This window comes from Ruegeria sp. HKCCE4148 (assembly GCF_017872495.1).
Lineage (GTDB): Bacteria > Pseudomonadota > Alphaproteobacteria > Rhodobacterales > Rhodobacteraceae > Ruegeria.
In genome coordinates this window covers 674,457-691,319 of sequence record NZ_JAEDOS010000003.1, presented here as the reverse complement: position 1 = coordinate 691,319, position 16,863 = coordinate 674,457, and the positions used below count along the sequence as shown (strand labels likewise).

At 56.2% G+C, this 16,863-nt stretch carries 19 protein-coding genes and 1 tRNA gene; 9 read left to right on the top strand and 11 right to left on the bottom strand.

Annotated features, from left to right (window positions below; genetic code table 11):
- Positions 1 to 52 precede the first annotated feature (52 nt).
- Together I9187_RS13265 and I9187_RS13260 are read right to left on the bottom strand one after the other, a co-directional pair.
- A complete protein-coding gene (locus I9187_RS13265) occupies positions 53 to 808 on the bottom strand; it encodes a GNAT family N-acyltransferase (protein ID WP_171173987.1) in 756 nt (251 codons plus the stop codon).
- A gap of 103 nt (positions 809 to 911) precedes the next feature.
- Positions 912 to 1,094, bottom strand: coding sequence for a DUF3553 domain-containing protein (locus I9187_RS13260; protein ID WP_050602459.1), 183 nt, complete (start codon positions 1,092 to 1,094; stop codon positions 912 to 914).
- Positions 1,095 to 1,137: 43 nt separating this feature from the next.
- Between I9187_RS13260 and I9187_RS13255 the strand changes: the two genes are divergently transcribed.
- Entirely contained in the window at positions 1,138 to 1,734 is a 597-nt protein-coding gene (locus I9187_RS13255; protein ID WP_171173985.1) for a histidine phosphotransferase family protein, read from the top strand.
- Here I9187_RS13255 and I9187_RS13250 read toward each other — a convergent pair.
- The 9 genes from I9187_RS13250 to I9187_RS13210 all read right to left on the bottom strand — a co-directional run bounded on the left by I9187_RS13250 (position 1,731) and on the right by I9187_RS13210 (position 9,180).
- Entirely contained in the window at positions 1,731 to 2,993 is a 1,263-nt protein-coding gene (locus I9187_RS13250; protein ID WP_171173983.1) for a glutamate-5-semialdehyde dehydrogenase, read from the bottom strand. The two genes, I9187_RS13255 and I9187_RS13250, sit on opposite strands and share 4 nt — an antisense overlap.
- Before the next feature lie 33 nt (positions 2,994 to 3,026).
- Entirely contained in the window at positions 3,027 to 4,133 is a 1,107-nt protein-coding gene (gene proB, locus I9187_RS13245) for a glutamate 5-kinase (RefSeq protein WP_209940218.1), read from the bottom strand.
- Positions 4,121 to 5,155 (bottom strand): GTPase ObgE, encoded by a 1,035-nt coding sequence (gene obgE / locus I9187_RS13240; protein WP_171173979.1) that lies wholly within the window; start codon positions 5,153 to 5,155, stop codon positions 4,121 to 4,123. The genes proB and obgE overlap by 13 nt, the downstream gene beginning before the upstream one ends.
- A gap of 38 nt (positions 5,156 to 5,193) precedes the next feature.
- Positions 5,194 to 5,730 carry a GNAT family N-acetyltransferase gene (locus I9187_RS13235; RefSeq protein WP_171090081.1) on the bottom strand — a complete coding sequence of 179 codons (537 nt, stop codon included), beginning with the start codon at positions 5,728 to 5,730 and terminating at the stop codon, positions 5,194 to 5,196.
- Positions 5,727 to 6,335 (bottom strand): LysE family translocator, encoded by a 609-nt coding sequence (locus I9187_RS13230; protein ID WP_171173977.1) that lies wholly within the window; start codon positions 6,333 to 6,335, stop codon positions 5,727 to 5,729. Before I9187_RS13230 ends, I9187_RS13235 begins: the two co-directional genes overlap by 4 nt.
- Before the next feature lie 96 nt (positions 6,336 to 6,431).
- Complete coding sequence (gene rpmA / locus I9187_RS13225) at positions 6,432 to 6,701, bottom strand: 50S ribosomal protein L27 (RefSeq protein WP_039535512.1); 270 nt, start codon at positions 6,699 to 6,701, stop codon at positions 6,432 to 6,434.
- Between the two features lie 11 nt (positions 6,702 to 6,712).
- The gene (locus I9187_RS13220) at positions 6,713 to 7,327 is read right to left on the bottom strand and encodes a 50S ribosomal protein L21 (protein ID WP_171173975.1); all 615 of its coding nucleotides are present in this window, start codon (positions 7,325 to 7,327) and stop codon (positions 6,713 to 6,715) included.
- A 210-nt stretch (positions 7,328 to 7,537) separates the two neighbouring features.
- Complete coding sequence (locus I9187_RS13215) at positions 7,538 to 8,338, bottom strand: DUF2059 domain-containing protein (protein WP_209940217.1); 801 nt, start codon at positions 8,336 to 8,338, stop codon at positions 7,538 to 7,540.
- Positions 8,338 to 9,180, bottom strand: a complete 843-nt coding sequence (locus I9187_RS13210) for a DUF2059 domain-containing protein (RefSeq protein WP_171173971.1) — start codon at positions 9,178 to 9,180, stop codon at positions 8,338 to 8,340. Before I9187_RS13210 ends, I9187_RS13215 begins: the two co-directional genes overlap by 1 nt.
- A 123-nt stretch (positions 9,181 to 9,303) precedes the next feature.
- Between I9187_RS13210 and I9187_RS13205 the strand changes: the two genes are divergently transcribed.
- From I9187_RS13205 to I9187_RS13170, 8 genes are all read left to right on the top strand, one after another.
- Positions 9,304 to 9,393: transfer RNA gene (locus tag I9187_RS13205), tRNA-Ser, on the top strand.
- A 246-nt stretch (positions 9,394 to 9,639) separates the two neighbouring features.
- Positions 9,640 to 10,164: a hypothetical protein gene (locus tag I9187_RS13200; RefSeq protein ID WP_171173969.1), complete on the top strand. Its 525-nt coding sequence runs from the start codon at positions 9,640 to 9,642 to the stop codon at positions 10,162 to 10,164.
- 195 nt (positions 10,165 to 10,359) lie between these two features.
- Positions 10,360 to 11,388 carry a zinc-binding dehydrogenase gene (locus I9187_RS13195; RefSeq protein ID WP_171237594.1) on the top strand — a complete coding sequence of 343 codons (1,029 nt, stop codon included), beginning with the start codon at positions 10,360 to 10,362 and terminating at the stop codon, positions 11,386 to 11,388.
- 73 nt (positions 11,389 to 11,461) lie between these two features.
- Entirely contained in the window at positions 11,462 to 12,337 is an 876-nt protein-coding gene (locus tag I9187_RS13190; RefSeq protein WP_209509272.1) for a branched-chain amino acid ABC transporter permease, read from the top strand.
- A gap of 3 nt (positions 12,338 to 12,340) precedes the next feature.
- Positions 12,341 to 13,438: a branched-chain amino acid ABC transporter permease gene (locus I9187_RS13185; RefSeq protein WP_209509273.1), complete on the top strand. Its 1,098-nt coding sequence runs from the start codon at positions 12,341 to 12,343 to the stop codon at positions 13,436 to 13,438.
- Entirely contained in the window at positions 13,435 to 14,199 is a 765-nt protein-coding gene (locus I9187_RS13180; RefSeq protein WP_171173961.1) for an ABC transporter ATP-binding protein, read from the top strand. The genes I9187_RS13185 and I9187_RS13180 overlap by 4 nt, the downstream gene beginning before the upstream one ends.
- Entirely contained in the window at positions 14,196 to 14,969 is a 774-nt protein-coding gene (locus I9187_RS13175) for an ABC transporter ATP-binding protein (protein WP_171173959.1), read from the top strand. Before I9187_RS13180 ends, I9187_RS13175 begins: the two co-directional genes overlap by 4 nt.
- A gap of 5 nt (positions 14,970 to 14,974) precedes the next feature.
- Entirely contained in the window at positions 14,975 to 16,861 is a 1,887-nt protein-coding gene (locus tag I9187_RS13170; protein ID WP_171173957.1) for a long-chain fatty acid--CoA ligase, read from the top strand.
- Positions 16,862 to 16,863: the final 2 nt, after the last annotated feature.

The following is a 16,863-nucleotide window of genomic DNA, read 5'->3' as shown; positions in this document are numbered from 1 at the left end:
TCGATCGGATCGGGTGCGTCCTCACTGTTCCAGAGTGCGTCGTTCACGGGTGTCAGGCTCCACCATAGATGCGACGCTGCCGGTCGTTCATACGAGCAGTGTCTAGGATCAGGCACACATCGGTGGTGTTGAATTTGTGATCGATAAAGGCGCCCTCGCCTACGAAACCGCCAAGTCTCAGGTAAGCTTTGATCAAAGCAGGCACCTGAACCATGGCCGCCCGTCGGTCCAAGGCGTCCTTGGCAACCAAATCCATGGATTGAAAAACGTCAGGCTGCGCCCGCACCCGCAACTCGGGAGGGGCCAGATGGTTGTGATGCAACATGGATAAAGGTTGCGCCAATGCGGTGACATCCGTGCCGTGGAAACTTGCGACCCCAAACAGCACTTCGATCTCACGTTCAGTGACATAGGCCGCTAGCCCGTTCCAAAGATGATACATGGCGGTGCCGCCACGATAGTCGGGATGCACGCAGGACCGACCCAGCTCCAGCAACTTGCGGCCACTGCTTTTCAACACCGTCAGATCATATTCATCTTCTGAATAAAACTGGCCCACTTCCGCGGCACGTTCACCCGGCAACATCCTGTAAACACCAATGATTTCACCAGTGTTGTCGTCATATGCCAACATGTGATCGAAATAGGGATCAAACCGGTCTTTCTCTAACCCTGCCTCGTGATCGACCAAGTCGCCACCACCACCCAGTTCGCGCACGAAGACGTCATAGCGCAGGCGTTGCGCAGCTTTTAACTCCGCCTCGGTCTCGGCCAGCTTGACGGTAAAGGTTGGGCCTGTATCCGGCATAAAGGTGGTATCCGCTTTCTTTTCGCCGCTGATACCTCAGTTGATCAACCGAAGGCAACAACCGGTGGTTTGCCCCATGTTGTTAACCTTTCCTAAACCAGTTTCACGGATCAAAGACCGGCATCAGCGCGATGCGCGTTCCGTCGATTACCACTTTCCCCTGCTCGCGAAAGTTCACGGTGATCTTGCCTGCGATGTTGGATTGAACCTGTCCAACGCCCCATTCGGGAAAATCCGGGTGGCGGACAAACATGCCCGGTGCAAGAATGGCATTCATGTCTGTCATGCTGGGCTCCTGAATCCGGCGGCAGATACAGCAGGAGGTACGCATGGGCGCTTCGGACGTCAACCTGGCCGAGTTGATCGGCTCTCGGATCTGCCATGATCTGATCAGCCCAATCGGGGCCATCACCAACGGGCTTGAGCTGTTGGATATGGTTGGCGCTGTGCAAGGCCCCGAGATGGAGCTGATCTCGGGCAGTGTGGGCAGTGCGGGCGCACGTATTCGCTTTTTCCGGGTGGCGTTCGGGTCGGCCAGCGAGCAACCACTTGGGAGAGCCGAAATCACTGAACTGCTCAATGATGTCGAACGCGCAGGTCGTGTGCGGGTCAACTGGAACCTGACCGAACCTGTGCCACGCAATCAGGTCAAACTCGCCTTTTTGGCACTGATGTGTTGCGAAAGCGCGATGCCGTTGGGTGGCACCGTCGATATCACAAGTCTGGGCGCGAATTTGACGGTGACCGGCACGGCAGACAAGCTGAACGTGGACGGCGACCTATGGAAAAACGTGGTCACAGGACGTTTTCCAAACAAGCTTACGCCCGCGCAGGTACAGTTTGCCCTGCTGCCGGAAACAGCCAAGGCGATTGGACGGCGCGTCGCGGTAGAAACCACCGCAACGCGCGTTTCGCTCAGGTTTTAAGCCCGGGTCGTTCCGTCCCCACGGACCAGATACTTGAAACTGGTCAGTTGCGCCGCGCCCACCGGGCCGCGCGCATGCATTTTGCCTGTGGCGATCCCGATTTCCGCGCCCATTCCGAACTCACCGCCATCTGCAAACTGGGTGGAGGCATTGTGCATCAGTATCGCACTGTCGAGACGTTCAAAGAAACGGGCCACCGCCGCATCGTCTTCGGTCATGATGCAATCAGTGTGGTTGGACCCAAATTGCTGGATATGCGCAATCGCTGCGTCAATATCTGCCACGGGTTTGGCTGCAATCACGCTATCAAGGAATTCCTTTCCCCAATCGTCTGACGTCGCGGCCTGTGCACCATCTACCGCCAAAGCGCCTTCGGCGTGAACCTCGACTCCAGCGGCCAGCAGCGCCTCGATCACATCGCGCCCCAGTGTTTCAACAACGTCCTGATGGATCAGCAAACATTCGGCGGCCCCGCAGATGCCTGTGCGGCGGGTCTTTGCGTTCAACACAACATCGAGCGTCTTTTGCGGATCAGCAGCTTTGTCGATGTAAATATGAACAATGCCTTCGAGGTGAGCAAAGACCGGCACACGGGCCTCGCGCTGAACCAGACCCACCAGCCCCTTGCCACCGCGCGGAACGATGACATCGACACAGTCGGTCAGGGTCAACAACTCCTGCACCGCCGCGCGATCCCGAGTGGGCACCAGTTGAATGGCGTCCTCGGGCAAGTTGGCCGCTTTCAACCCTTCGACCAGACACGCATGGATCGCGGTCGAGGAATGAAAACTCTCGGACCCACCGCGCAAGATGACAGCGTTGCCGGACTTCAAACACAGAGCACCGGCATCAGCAGTCACATTGGGACGGCTCTCATAGATCACGCCAATGACGCCCAAAGGTGTACGGACCCGCTGAATTTTCAATCCAGTGGGGCGCTCCCATTCAGCCAGAACTTCGCCCACCGGGTCCGCCTGATCCGCTACGGTGCGCAGCCCGTCGACCATATCCTGAATACGGGCCTCATCCAGCATCAGCCGATCCATCATCGCCGGGCTCAGGCCCTTTTCACGGCCAAACTCCAGATCTTTTTGGTTCTCTTCGATTATCTTCGCACGATTGGCCCAAACCGCATCCGCAGCGGCAATCAAGGCAGCGTGTTTACGCTCGGCGCTTGCAAAAGCCAGATCACGCGATGCGTCTTTGGCGCGTTTCCCAAGATCGGCCATCAATGCGGGAATGTTGTCGAAATCTTTCATATCGCGTGCCTTTCAGGTCATCTTTTACAGTGCTTACAGGGCCAGATCATCCCGGTGGATCAAAGCTGCGCGACCCGGGTACCCCAAAGTCGCTTCAATTTCAGACGACTTGCGCCCCTTGATCGCGTCGGCTTCCTGCGCGGTATAGCGGCTGATCCCTTGCGCCAATCGGCGGGCATTTGGATCAAGAACGGCAACAGGGTCACCGCGCCCGAAATCGCCAGTAACTTCTAGAATACCCGCAGGCAGCAGGCTTTTGCCATTGGCCAGAGCGTTGGCAGCCCCGTCATCCACGGTGATCTCTCCGCGTGGTTTCATCGCAGATATCCAACGTTTGCGGGCGGCATGCGGGTCCAAGGTGGCAGCAAACCAGGTTGAACTTGCTCCATTTTCAAGCATTTTCAAGGGGTTCAAAACCGATCCTTCAGTGATGGCCATTGTGCAGCCACCTGCGGTGGCCATCTTGGCGGCCATCAGTTTTGTCTTCATCCCGCCCTTGGACAGGCCTGAGCCCGCATCGCCTGCCATGGCCTCAATCTCGGGCGTAATGCGATCAATTTTCTCGAAGCGCGTGGCCGAGGAATCCTCGCTCGGATTGCCCGAATAGAACCCGTCTACATCGGACAGCAGAATCAGTTGATCGGCCCCAACCGTCACTGCAATCTGAGCGGCCAGGCGATCATTGTCACCATAACGGATTTCGTCCGTAGCAACGGTGTCGTTTTCGTTCACGATCGGAACCACACCAAGGTTCAACAAGGTCTTCAATGTGGCACGTGAGTTCAGATAGCGGCGGCGGTTCTCGCTGTCTTCCAGCGTCACAAGCACCTGCGCCGTCGTTATCTGGTGCGGCGTCAAAGCCTCCTCATAGGCCCGCGCCAGACGGATCTGTCCCACTGCGGCAGCCGCCTGTGATTTCTCCAAAGGCAACGTAGCCATCGGCAAGCCCAGCACACCGCGACCCAACGCAATCGATCCGGAAGAGACCAGGATTACATCTGTCCCCTGCCCCTTAAGCCAGGCCACGTCCTGCGCCAACGAATTCAACCAGTCAGACCGAAGCAACCCGGTATCGCGATCCACCAACAAAGCAGATCCGATTTTTACAACAAGACGGCGGGCTGAGGTCAGGGTTGCCAAGGCTGCGCCTCCTCAGCGGGTTTCCGGCGCACGCGATTGTCGTCAATCTGTGCCCTCAACGCACGCAGAACCTCGGTCACGCCTAGATGCGCGACGCCCGACATGGTCATGACAGGGCCACCCACGGCCTCTTCCAGTTCGGCTTTGACCAGTTCACGCTCTTCGTCGTCCAGAGCATCGACCTTGTTCAATACGGTGATCCGGGGTTTTTCAGCCAGCTCACCGCCATATGCTTCGAGCTCGTGAATAATAGTCCGGTAATCGTCAGCGACTGTTTCAGAGGTGCCATCAACCAGATGCAACAGCACAGCGCAGCGTTCGACATGGCCAAGGAACCGGTCCCCGATGCCGCGCCCTTCATGTGCGCCTTCGATCAGGCCGGGAATGTCGGCAACCACGAATTCAACGTTGTCGACCCCAACAACACCCAGATTGGGGTGCAGCGTGGTGAAGGGATAATCCGCAATCTTCGGGCGCGCATTCGATGTGGCTGCCAGAAAGGTCGACTTGCCCGCATTGGGCATACCCAGCAACCCCACATCCGCGATCAGCTTGAGCCGCAGCCAGATGGTTCTGTCGATACCGGCCTGTCCCGGATTAGCCCGGCGTGGTGCCTGATTGGTAGCGGACTTGAAATGCAGGTTTCCGAAACCGCCATTGCCGCCCTTGGCCAGCAGAACTCGTTGCCCAACTTTGGTCAGATCACAGATTACGGTTTCTTCGTCTTCATCCAGAATTTCGGTACCAACGGGCACGCGCAGAAGGATATCGTCTCCGTCCTTACCGGTACGCTGCTGGCCCCGGCCTGGCTGGCCATTCTTAGCAAAGAAATGCTGCTGATACCGAAAGTCGATCAGGGTGTTCAACCCGTCCACAACTTCAGCCCACACAGACCCGCCTTTGCCGCCGTCCCCGCCATCAGGTCCGCCGTATTCGATGTATTTTTCGCGTCGGAAGCTGACGCAGCCGCTACCGCCGGCCCCGGACCGGATGTAGACCTTTGCAAGATCGAGAAATTTCATGGTCTGTCCCCTACTGCAAAGGCCCCATCGGCCACAAGTCAGAGTTTTTTACTGTATGTCCAGGTGGGCACATTCGCATCACGCGCCACCGAATAGCTTTCCGCATCGCCCAGATACTGGAATCCGCAATGGGTCAGCACCCGAGCCGAGGCGGGATTGTCCTGAAAAACACTGGCAAACATGGTCGCGTTCTGCAGAGGGTTGGCATTGACCAATGCTTCAACGGCCAAAGATGCAATGCCCGTGTTCCAATAAATAGGCGCAACCCAATATCCAACCTCGGACTGGTTCCGATCCAGTCGTTTCAGTGTGATCAGACCGATCAGTTCCGGGCCACCGTCTTTTATTGCATCCATAACCCAAACATCTTCGTCCCGGTCTTCTGCCATCGAACGCGTCACAAAAGCCTCGGTCGAGCCGGGCGCCAGCGGGTGCGCGATGCTTGTGGTCATGCGTGCCACGCGCTCGTCCCCCGCGTAGTGCTCGATCAGTCCCATGTCCGAACGGCGCAGCGGGCGCAGATCGAACCGCTCGGTTTCTATGACCGGCTGATTTATTATTGCTTCAAGCTTCATTGGTGTGTTCCTCCTCCGAACAACACAAAAAGGACGGACGCAACCGTAAGCCCGGCCAACGTCCACATTAGATATTTTTCCGCAGGGCGACCTTCAACCGCATGAGCAATTCTATCGCCTGCGAAGGTCCAGATCGGGTGCAAGACGACCTGGCAGATAAACAAACAAAGAGCGATCGTGAACGTTGCGTCCAAACTGGACGTGCCAGCCGCGACGAAACCAGTAAACCCAGCAATGATCATGGCCCAGGCCTTGGGGTTCAGCGGATGCACGATCAGTCCGGCCCAAAAACCCGGCACCGAACCACTTGCTCCATTTCGCGACAAGCGAAGATTGGCGATCTTCCAGGCCAACCAGCACACATAACCAGCAGAGGCGTATTTCAGCGCGGAAAACACAAAGGGCGCTTGTTCCGCAATTTGCATGAGACCAAAACCCACCGGCCAGATAATCAACTGCTTGCCTAGCACGACACCTGCAACAAACGGCAGGGCCGCCCGGAAACCATAGCGCGCACCTGTTCCCAGCAGAACCATATTGGCCGGTCCCGGCGTGCCCACCTGTGAGGCGGCGAAGATTAGAAAACTGGTGGTTGCGACGGGCATCGGTTTTTTGGGATCACAACTGCGTTAAAACGAAAAAGGGACCGGCATTTTCTGCCGGTCCCCCATGAATTTTTTATTAACCTTCTGGGTCTCGGCTTACTCTGCGGCCTCCGCCACTGGCAGGACCGAAATGAAGGTGCGGTTTTTGAGTCCCTTATGGAACTTCACGGCGCCATCGGTGGTTGCAAAGATGGTGTGATCTTTGCCCATGCCTACGCCTTCGCCCGGCCAGAACTTAGTGCCGCGCTGACGTACGATGATGTTGCCTGCGATGGCTGCCTGGCCACCATACAGTTTCACGCCAAGGCGGCGACCAGCTGAGTCGCGACCGTTACGGGAGGAACCGCCAGCTTTTTTATGTGCCATTCTCTCTCTCCTTAGCCTTGAGCCAGCTCTTTGGCTTGCTCAACCCATTCGGGTTTCACTTTGATGGTGTCGATAGCAGCAATCTGCTCGTCCGACAAGGCGGCCAGAGCGGCAAAGCTCTCGATACCGGCCTCAACCAGCTTTTTGGCGGCGGCAGGACCGACACCGTTCAGCTTGGTCAGATCGTCAGCGGCAGCAGCAGCGGCGGGTGCCTCTGCTTTGACTTCTGCTTTCTTGGCAGGCTTTGCAGCAGGTGCCGCTTCGCCAGCCGGAGCAGACCCGGTTGCAGCTTTGATGCCCGACTTGTCAGCGCCCGACGACAGGATGTCGGTGATCTTGACCAGTGTCAGTTTCTGACGGTGGCCAACGGTACGCTTCGAGCTGTGCTTACGACGGCGCTTGACGAATTTGATGACCTTGTCACCTTTGATCTGTTCGATCACTTCGGCCTGTACGCCCGCGCCTTCAACGAAAGGTGCACCAACAACCGGAGCGTCGCCGCCCAGCATCAGAACATCGTTGAATTGAACTTTTTCACCTGCGTCGGCAGCCAGTTTTTCAACGCGGAGCACATCGCCCGCCTGAACCTTGTACTGCTTGCCGCCAGTCTTGAGGACCGCAAACATGCGTCTTTCCTTTTCATACCCGCGTTCTGTGGTCCCCTTTTCGGGTGTTGCTGGCTTAAGCCACCTCGAACAGCGCGCCCTTCTCGGGCTGTGTGACTGACCCTTTCGACATATCTTAAGGGTCAAATAATAACGATACCCGGCGCGGATGACCGGCCGGGATGCGCGCTTATCCATAGAATAGGCGGGAAAGTCAACACCAAAGCAGCATCACAACTCAGAGGCCCTGAGAGTGCGCGCAACCGCTTGCCCCAATTGGTAAGAAATATCGTTGAACATGCGGTCAAAGCCCTCAAAAAGCGCGTCGTTCAGAGCTTGCCCAGTTTCCGTTCTTGAAAAGGCGATGTTCTCACGCATCTGCGCCTCGTCCAACGGACGATAGGCCAGCAACAAAAACGCATAAAGCCAGGCTTCGGTGTCTTCGGTCCGGCTGTCCTTTTGCGACAAAAGCTCGGCCAACAGGCCCTGCGTGTCGGCGCTTGAATCAACATCAAGCCCGCGAAAAAAGTTGTAGTCCGATGTCAAAGAGCCCTGAACGTTCTTTTCAATCAGTTGGTTCACTTCGATATATTCCTCAACCAAAGCAAACCTAGCTGTTGCGCGCTCGGTTGCTGCAAACGCATCACGGGCCATTTCTTCGATCGTGGGATCCGACATGGCCTGGCGGGCCGAGTTTTCAAGCGTCACTATGGTCCGACCAAGGTCGCTTTCAAAAAACACAATGGCCTGATCAAGTTGCGTGTCCGACATGCCGGTCTCAAACGCTTCGGTCAAATGGTCCTGCATCCAGATCGGGTCATAGATGTCTTGCACTTGGGCCTCAAAGAACGCACCCCCCGCATTGTTCAAAAGCGTTTCATCGAGATTTTTTCGGTGCTCCTGTCCTTCAAGCACCAAAATCTCCATCACCTCAGCCAAATGCATTGCCTGCGCCAACCGATCGATCTTTTCGTTAGCCGATGCAGGCAATCCTAAAACGGCAAGGGCCAAAGCAAGCAAAAGACGCCGCATCAAATATCCTGAGCGGGATGCAGATCAGCCATCCGCGCGGCAAGAACCTCGAAGCGCCGGGCCATGATCTCGAATTGAATGACATTCAAAAGCTCATAGACTTCCTGCATCAACGGCTGTTCCAGCGCTTCGACATATGCGTTGACATCCTCGTCCGAAAAGTCCTGGTACGTATAAGCCGCGCCTGCAAGGCTGGAGAGTTGCAGAGACTGGCGCATCGCAGGTTCATTTCTTTTCAAAAGCTCCCGCAAGCCTTCCGCATCCGTCTGCAATTCGATCACGCCCGATGCGCTGGCGGCCAGAAGGAAGCGCAGCTGTATTTCCTGCCACGCCCGAAGCGCTGTGCCGGTCGAATCAATCGCCGCATTCATACGCTTGAAGCTTTCGACCCTCTGAGACCCGTCCTTGATCAAATCCGAAATGATCTGCTGGCCTTCCAATTGCTTGGCCTCGTCGTCTTCATTCATGTGCGAGTCGTTTTCGACCGCAACCAGACGCTGCCCCAGATCGGACGCATAGAATTCAACCGCATGTGCCAAGGCCTTATCGGTTAGCGTTTCCTCAAGAATGGAAACAGCTGTCTCATGCATGGCATCGACATCGAATACTTCATCTGTCAGGCGTGCCCAATCCGAGCCGAACCCGTCCGGGTCAATGCCAAGCATCTCAGGCGCAGAACGAGAGCTGAGCGTGATGCTTTCCAGCGCCACATCAAATCCGGTTGTGGTCAGAAACGCCTCGATCCGGTCCCGGTTGGCCGCAAACAGGGGCGCGACCGCCAAAACAAGCGTCAAGGCTGCCAAGAAAAGCAGAGATGTTACGCGATGTGCAAGCTGTGTCATGGCAATTAGAGTAGGCGTTTTCCGCCCGCAGGCAACGGAAAAACCCGGCTTTGACAATTTCTGGAATTTTCTGCTTGCACCCCTGCCCGTTCCTTACTAAATCCCCCCCTCACAGACCCCCGCGGAGAGGTGCCGGAGTGGTCGAACGGGGCGGTCTCGAAAACCGTTGTGGGTGCAAGCCCACCCAGGGTTCGAATCCCTGTCTCTCCGCCACTCCCCGGCTTGGCCTTGAATTCAAAAGTTGTGCAGAGAATTGCTCTGGCTTTTAGTGGGGCAAGCGGATGGCTGCGCAATTGCAATGCGCGATTTCCCAAAGCAGCGTGATGTTGCCGTATGCAATGCCTTGTATCAGCGTAGGCTGGCTCAAACCTCTATTCTGCTGAGAATTCAAAGGAATTCCCCTTTGTCATTGCGTTAGTCTTCAGGCATCCCGGCGACACAAATTCAAAGGAGATTCATATGTCGCGCACTCTTATTTTGGCCGTCATCATCGCTGTAATCGGCGTTGGCGGCTACTATTACCTCAACCAACCCGAACCTACTCCGGCAGAGCGTTTGCAAACAGCCGCAGAGGAAGCTGGCGATGCCTTGACCGACGCTGCCTCTGACGCTCAAGACGCTGTGTCAGAGGCCGTTAAAACCGCAACGGAACAAGCCTCTGAGGCGGCTGCATCAGTGGCCGATCAGGCAGCCGAAGCGGCATCGTCGGTCGCGGATCAGGCGTCAGAAGCTGCGCAACAGGCGGGCGATCAGGTCGCCGCGCTGACCGATCAAGGGCAGGAGTTGCTGAATTCCTGGATTCAGGAAGGCAAGCTAAACCCAGCCAATTTCGACTATGACGGGATCATGGCTTCGCTGGAAGAAAGCACTCTGGCGGCCGACCTGAAAAAGCAGGCGATCCAGATCGTAAACGATATCAAAGCGTCGCCTGAGACCATCGCTCAGAAAATCCAGGAACTGACCAACCTGTTGACACAACAATAAAATACTTGGGGTCGACCTTGTGGTTTGGCCCCACCCTATGGGCGCATCTTAGGTGCCCCCACGTTATTTCGGCATTGAATTGACGCCCCGAGCGGCTTTTGATTGGCTCATTCCAAAGCTCGGCACGCGCCACGCCTGTTAAGGGTACGTGTTTAATACGGCGATTTCGACTTCAGATTTGTTGAGGATGACCAAATGACAGAACTGCCACAGACCATGTTTGCCACTCTATTAAAACATGAAGGATATTCTGGCACATCCAGCGGGCCAGCCATATCTGACGCAGCCGAATGGTTGGAACCCGCAGAGATACCCGTGCCACAGCCTGGCCCTGGTCAGGTTCTGATCAGATTGAGAACCGCATCGGTCAACCCGTCCGACTTGCATTTCATCAAGGGCGAGTACGGCCAACCTCGCGTAAAGGGATCCCCTGCAGGTTTCGAAGGATGCGGTGATGTTGTGGCCACCGGAAAAGGTGCCGAAGCCCTGCAAGGTCAGCGGGTTGCCTTTGTTGCTGCCGGATCGGGGGCCTGGGCGGAATATGTTGTCACGCAGATGCAAATGTGCATTCCGTTAAGGCCGGATATCTCGGACGATGACGGGGCCGCGCAGATCGTCAATCCGCTGACCGCGATGGCGATGGTAGACATGGCCAAGGCCGACGGCGACGCGTTTGTCGTGTCTGCCGCAACCAGCCAGCTTGGAAAACTGATGTGCAGCCTTGGGCGTGATCTTGGGCTGAAACCCATTGCGCTCGTGCGGCGCGCGGAGACCGTTGAGACGTTGAAAAGCCTCGGCGCTGCCGAAGTCCTGGTGACGACAGATTCAGATGTTGTTGAGCAATTTGCCGGACTGAGCACGTCCATGAAGCCACGCGTTTTCCTTGACGCCGTGACTGACCAACTGTCGGAACAATTATTCTGCGCCATGCCAAACCGAGCGCGTTGGATCACCTATGGCAAGCTCTCGACCGAAGCGCCGACGCTCACCCAAACCGGCCAGTTGATCTTTATGGGCAAGCGGATCGAAGGTTTTTGGCTGACGCAATGGATGATGTCGACGCCACCGGCCGATCAGATGCGGGTGGTGGCCGAGGTTCAGGCGCGTTTTGCAGACGGGCGCTGGAAAACAGATGTTTCTGAACACCTTACACTCAGAGATCTGGTGCCAAATTTAGCCAATGCGCTGAAAAAGAGTGACGGAAAGGTGATAATCACGCCATAGTAGAAGAACCCCACGCACCCCGAAGACTTGCGTGAGGCTGACGGCACCTGTTGCTCGTTGGAGGGAGGACAGTTTGGATAACGCACAGCTGCTGATCAGCGGACTGGCGAATGGCTGCGTCTATGGCCTGATCGCACTTGGCTTTGTTCTGATCTACAAGGCGACCGAAGCGGTGAATTTCGCGCAGGGTGATTTCATGATGCTGGGGGCCTTTGTGACTATCGGCCTGACGAATACTGAATATATGGGCCTGCCCTTCTGGCTCGCCCTGCCGATCTCACTGGGGATTATGGGTGCCTTAGGCTATCTGCTGGATCGGCTGATTATCCGTCGATTGTTCGGTGAAAGCCAGACCGCAGTCGTCATCCTGACCATCGCTTTGGGGTTCGTGATCCGCTTTGTTGCGGGGTTGATCTGGGGGCACGAGCCGCAAGCGCTGCAAAACCCGCTTGCCGGTAAAGAGGTCCGCTTTGGCGGTCTGGTTCTGGGGATGGAAGATGTGGCGGTGATTGTTGTTACGATCCTTCTGACCGGGGCGCTTTATGTCTTCTTCAGCCGCACAAAACTAGGCCTTGCAATGCAGGGCGCGTCGCAAAACCAATTGGCGGCCTATTACATGGGCATTCCGGTCAAACGCGTTCAGGGCTTTATCTGGGCACTGGCCGGGATCGTTGCCGGGATCGCCGGTATCCTGTTTGCCGCCAAGGGAGCGGTGGACCCGACCACCGGTTTGCTGGGCATCAAGGCCTTTGCAGCAGCGGTCATTGGCGGCTTTGGCAGTCTGCCGGGCGCATTGGCCGGAGGGCTGATCGTCGGTGTGATTGAACCCTTTGCCAGCCGCTATATTGCCGCGGGTTACAGCCAGGTCGCGCCCTATGCTCTGCTGCTGGCCGTGCTGATTTTCCGGCCCAACGGGCTGTTCAGTCAGGTTCGGGTTAAAAAGGTCTGACTCATGCGGATCGTGTTTAAAACCAACTACATGCAGGATATCCGGCCTTGGAAAGACCGGTATCAACTGTGTCTTTATCTGATCCTTCTGGCCGTCGTTGCAGCGGCCCCATGGTGGCTGGACGCATTCTATCTGGGTGAACTGACAAATGTTTTAATCTGGACCATTGCTGGGCTGGGCCTGATGATCCTGACCGGCCATACCGGGCAAGTCAGTCTGGGACATGCCGCTTTTCTGGCTTTTGGCTGCTATGCCAACGTTGCACTGATCGAAGCAGGGGTTCCCTTTCTGGTCGCTTTCCCACTGGCAGGAATACTGACTGGCATCGCGGGCGTGACAGTTGCCATCCCTGCCTTGCGCCTTCACGGTATCTACCTGGCCATCTTCACCATGGCCCTTTCGATCCTGATGGATGACATCATCGTTCTGTCTGAACCCATCACTGGAGGCGTCGCAGGCAAGTATGTCGGCGGGGTCGAGATCTTTGGCCATTTGGTAGATCGCTGGGGTACGCCGGATCTGTTCTTTTGGCTGGTTCTAACCGTAACGGTTCTAGTCACCTTGGGCTATATCAACCTGCTGCGAGCACCGCTGGGGCGCAGTTTTATCGCTGTGCGTGACTCAGAGGTTTCGGCTCAGGCGATGGGCATCGACATTGCGCGCACCAAAATGATCTCATTTGCCTTGTCCTGTGCTGTGACGGGCTGGGCCGGGGCTTTGATGGGGCTTTTTGCCGGTGCCTTCAACAATGAAACCTTCAGTGTTCTGATCTCGATCCAGTTGCTGATGATGATCGTGATTGGCGGACTGGGGTCGATCCACGGGGCATTTCTGGGTGCGATCGTGATCGGGTTCCTGCCGCAATTCCTTTCGATCTCTAAAGAATATGTCGGAGCCTTGTTCGGAGGAAACACAGTCGCCATTCCAGGCCTGGAATTCGGAATCTTTGGCATGATCCTGATTGCCTTCATCCTGTTCGAACCCATGGGCATTTATGGTCGCTGGCTAAAGATCCGCACTTGGTTCGAGTTGTTCCCCTTCTACCGCAAGGACATGTTCAAACGGCAAAAATCTTATCTAAAGACAGAGCGTCTAAGATGAGCCTGCTGGAGTTTGAAAACGTAACCCTGAAGTTCGGCGGCCTCACTGCGGTCGATAACCTATCGTTCGAAGTGCTGGAGGGCGAGGTTTTTGCCATCGTCGGCCCCAACGGTGCTGGCAAATCGACTGTATTCAACCTGATCTCGCGGTTCTACGAGCCCTACGCCGGGTCGATCCGGTTCGACAGCCATGATCTGCTACGTGTCAAACCCTCGGGCGTTGCAACCTTTGGCGTGGCACGGACGTTCCAGAACATCGAACTGTTCGAGCACGCAACCGTTCTGCAAAACCTTCTGGTTGGGCGGCATAGGCATCGACAAACAAATCTGCTTTCCGAGCTTTTGTTCCTTCCGTCCGCCCGACGGCAGGAAATCGAAAACCGCGAGAAGGTCGAAGAGATCATCGATTTCCTCGATCTTCAGGCCTATCGCGACAAGATGATCGCAGGGCTGCCCTATGGCGTGCGAAAAGTGGTTGAGGTCGCGCGCGCACTGGCAACTGATCCCAAACTGCTGTTGCTGGACGAACCCGCCTCAGGCCTGTCGGTCGAAGAAACCAGTGACATGCGGTGGTGGATCGATGACATCCGGCGTCAGATGGGCATCACCGTGCTGATGGTGGAACATGACATGGGCCTGGTCTCGGGCGTGTCAGATCGGGTTTTGGCCATGGCAGACGGCGCTGAACTGGCATTGGGCTCTCCGGCGCAGGTGCAGGCCCACCCGGCTGTTATCGAAGCGTATCTGGGAAAAGCTTCATGACCGAGCCGATCCTGAAAATACGCAATGTCGAAAGCTTTTATGGCCCCATCATGGCCATTCGCGGGGTTTCATTGGATGTGCACAAGGGGCAGATCGTGTCGATCCTCGGGGCCAATGGCGCGGGAAAGACGACGCTGATGAAAACCGTGTCGGGCGTGATGGACCCGGAAAAGGGACAAATCACCTTTGATGGTCAAGACATTCAGGGGGCCGAACCACATAAGGTCGTGCAACGCGGGATCGTGCATATCCCCGAAGGGCGCGAGGTCTTTCCCCTTCTGACTGTTGATGAAAACCTCAGCCTTGGTGCCTATTCCCGCAAGGACAAAGACCAGATCGAGCAGGATCGTGAACTGGTCTTTAGCTATTTCCCCGTCCTCAAAGATCGACGCGGGCAAGAGGCTGGCACACTGTCAGGCGGTCAGCAGCAAATGTTGGCGATCGGACGTGGGCTGATGGCCCGTCCTCGCATCATGTTGCTGGATGAGCCATCACTGGGCCTGTCGCCGATGCTGGTGCAAGAGATTTTTGAGATCCTCAGGCGCCTCAACCAAGAACAGAAGATGACCATGATGCTGGTCGAACAGAACGCTCATGCGGCACTGGATCTGGCCCATCATGGCTATGTGATGGAGGTTGGACGCATCGTCATGGACGGTAGCGCCGAGGCTTTGTTGAAATCCGAGGACATTCAGAACTTCTATCTTGGTGTGCGTGAAGACGGCGCGCGGGAAAACCGGCGCTGGAAACGGAAAAAGACGTGGAGGTAAGACGGATGGATGCCAGCCCCCTGCCCCCGCAGACCACAATCAACGGCGTGCGCTTTAACGCAACAACAGGTCAAAGGCCGCTGCGGGTGGACGGCTGCATCACCATAAGCGAGCTGTTTCAACACCGCTGCGCCGAGCTGGGCGAACGCACCGCGCATCGGGAAAAAGATCTAGGCATTTGGAGATCCTATTCATGGGCCGATTACTGGCAACACGCCAAATGGATTGGTTTGGCGCTACGGAAACTGGGGCTGGAACGGGGCGATGTGGTCTCGATCCTATCCGAGGATCGCAAGGAATGGGCGTGGTTCGACATGGGTATTCAGGGCGTCGGGGGGATAGCCTCGGGCGTTTACACCACCGATTCCGCCAGTCAGTTGCAATACCTGATCAATGACAGTGGCAGCAAATTCCTGATTGTCGAAGATGAAGAACATCTGGACAAGTTCCTGGAAATCGAATCCGAAGTTCCGGACCTGATCAAGGTGATCATTCTGGAAGACGAAGGTCTGCACGACCTCAAGCACCCACGCTGCATGATGATCGACGACCTTTACGCGCTTGGCCGAGAGGCAGAAACAGCCGATCACGGGCGGTTCGAGGCCGAAATCGCGCTGGCGAAACCGCAGGATACGGCGCTGCTTGTCTATACCTCTGGCACCACAGGACAGCCCAAGGGCGCGATGCTGAGCCACGAGAATATCCTTGCTGCCATTGAATCCGGCGCGCGGGCCTTACCGGTTCTTGCCAGTGATGAGCAGCTTTGCTTCCTGCCGCTGTGTCATATTCTGGAACGGGACGTGTCGGTCTATTTCCCGCTTGCGGCCCGCTGCACTGTGAATTTCGCGGAAAGCCCGGAAACCGTATTTGCGAACCTGCAGGAGGTCTCGCCCTCGACCTTCACGGCTGTGCCGCGCGTGTGGGAAAAGATTTATGCGCATGTGCAAATTCTGACGCAGGAGGCCACACCGTTGGGGCGCGCGGCCTTTGGGATAGCATTGAAAGCAGGCGCTCGCCGCGCCGAATACAGGGCGGCAGGGAAACACGTTCCGATCGGTATCGCGGTGCAGTTCTGGATATGGGATCAACTGGTTCTGAAGAACCTGCGCCGTATGCTGGGCATGGACCAACTGCGTCGTGGCGGCACCGGAGCTGCGCCGATTTCGACTGACTTGCTGAAATGGTACTGGGCCATCGGAGTACCTTTGGTCGAAGGTTTTGGGATGACTGAAACCGCCGGGTTGGCCACGCTCAACACCGTTGAAAGCAACAGGATCGGGACCATCGGCCAAGCCGTCGAAGGCTGCGACATCCGTATCTCAGAAGACGGTGAAATCCAGCTGAAAGGCATGAACATTTTTCAGGGATATTGGCGCAACAATGCCAAGACGGCTGAGACATTTACCGCTGACGGCTGGCTGCGCACGGGGGATATGGGGCATGTCGACAAGAACGGTTACGTCACCATAACGGGCCGCCTTAAAGACATTATCATCACCGCGGGTGGTAAGAACATTACCCCAGCCGAGATCGAAAGCCGGTTGAAGTTCAGTCATTATATTTCTGACGCGATCCTGATTGGTGACAGGCGCAAATACCTTACGGCTCTGATCATGATTGATCAGGAGAATGTCGAGAAATTTGCACAAGACCGCAAAATTCCTTTTTCGAATTTCGCCTCACTCTGTGCCGCGCCCGAAATCCGCGATCTGATCGGCGCCGAAGTTGCGGCTGTGAATACCCAATTTGCACGGGTCGAACAGATCAAGGATTTCCGGCTGATCGACGTGCTTTTAACAGCCGAAGACGATGAACTGACCGCTACGATGAAGCTGAAACGGGGTTTGGTGGAAAAGAAACACGGACATCTGATTGAAGACATGTACAGTTAGAC